The sequence below is a fragment of the Photobacterium sanguinicancri genome (assembly GCF_002265265.1).
GTDB classification, from domain to species: domain Bacteria; phylum Pseudomonadota; class Gammaproteobacteria; order Enterobacterales; family Vibrionaceae; genus Photobacterium; species Photobacterium sanguinicancri.
Genome location: NZ_NOIF01000353.1, coordinates 1 through 1,556, shown reverse-complemented (window position 1 = coordinate 1,556; position 1,556 = coordinate 1). Strand labels below are relative to the sequence as shown.

The window sequence follows — 1,556 nt, the reverse complement described above, 5'->3', positions numbered from 1 at the left end:
TATTTATATAGACTTGTTTTGATTCAACATACTCAGATGTATCCCATAATAACGATAATAGCCGATAATATTGCTGCCAATAAACAACAACTCCATCAGTACAGCGGTAGGAGAACCTACAAAATAATTGTGTATTAGCCAGAGCAAAGTTCCGAAAATCATTAATTGACGTAAACGTTGATCACTTTGACAAAATGCAGCCGTGGTCTGAAATAGCGTTCCGCCAAAACTAAGCAAACTGATTAAGTCAACAAAGGTCATCACAGTGATCACTACCGCAGAGGTTAAAAATAGAAACATCAATCTTTTCGATGTGGTAAAAATACTAGTGAAATAACGAACACTCGCGAGTAACATTAAGCTTGCAGCGGTCCATTGTTCGAGTAGAGCAAAGTGGGTGCTAATCAGGATGCCAGATATACATAAGCAACAGACAATTTTTTGTCTTTGTTTAAATTGAAATGATATCAGATCGAATACGATGGCGATTGCTATCAATACTTGGGACCAAAGAAATGCAGACATGCTTCCCTCCTACAAAATTTTTAATAAATATGGAGGTGGGATTATGCGTATATATCCCAAAGTAGGAATTAACTAAAGTTAATTCCTACCTCTTATATTTAGCTTTTAATTCTGGCTTTCAATCTCGATAGGCTGACAGGGCTGATACCGATATAGCTGGCTATCTGAATGTTATTAAGTTTGGTTAACCAGTGTGGCCAATACTGCAATAAGTGCCGATACCTTTGCTCAGGTGTGTGGAGTAATAGCAGGGCCTCTTTCTGCTCCTTGAATATTAACTGTTGTTGTAACAGTGTGACTTTGGCTTGTAAGAACGAAGGCAACGCCAGTAAATTCAAGGGAACCCTTATCACTTCTGCTGCTGTAATAGCTTCAATTTGATATTGGGCAGACATTCCCTTTAACCAACTTGAATAGAGGAAACATAGCTCACCGTTAAAATAAAACTCTTTGCATCTCTCAAGACCATTCTCACCGTAATGACAAGCTCTAAGTATACCGGACATGATAAAATAGCCATAGTCCTGCTGAGATCCCTGTGTGAGCAAAATATCTGATGGGTTCAGTGAGAACAACCTAAACTGAGTTGACAGAGATTTAACCGCTTGAGGCGGAACACCCATATCAGAGAAATAATCAGTCACCTTAGTGAATTTACCCAACATAAAAACAGGTTCCATATTTGCTTTATTTCGCCAAGACTAGCACATTTAATGACTAGAAATATCCAAGATACTAATGATTATTGGTGTAATTCAGTGGTGAAGTAAAGATGACCACTTGCTTAGACGTTTTAAATACAGAACTTTATCTAGAGAGATACAAACTAAACTAGCTTTCTAAATCGTTTATGTCCATATACAAGTTAGAACAATTACTCCCGAAATGTGATGAGAGCTAATATCGTAATCTCGGAAAAATAATGTAAATAACTTTATTACGGACCGAGCTGTACTAGATACTCTGATTCACAAATATCAGGTATGGTTGTTTCAACAGTAACAAATAAATACTATCAGGCCGCTTTTTAG

Annotated in this window: 2 protein-coding genes; both read right to left on the bottom strand. The window is 37.1% G+C overall.

Going from position 1 to position 1,556, the window contains the following annotated elements; translation table 11 throughout:
• Positions 1 to 3: 3 nt before the first annotated feature.
• The gene (locus ASV53_RS23970; protein ID WP_094958985.1) at positions 4 to 525 is read right to left on the bottom strand and encodes a YgjV family protein; all 522 of its coding nucleotides are present in this window, start codon (positions 523 to 525) and stop codon (positions 4 to 6) included.
• 98 nt (positions 526 to 623) lie between these two features.
• On the bottom strand, positions 624 to 1,190 hold the full coding sequence (locus ASV53_RS23965; RefSeq protein WP_094958984.1) for a Crp/Fnr family transcriptional regulator: 567 nt from the start codon (positions 1,188 to 1,190) through the stop codon (positions 624 to 626).
• Positions 1,191 to 1,556 lie beyond the last annotated feature (366 nt).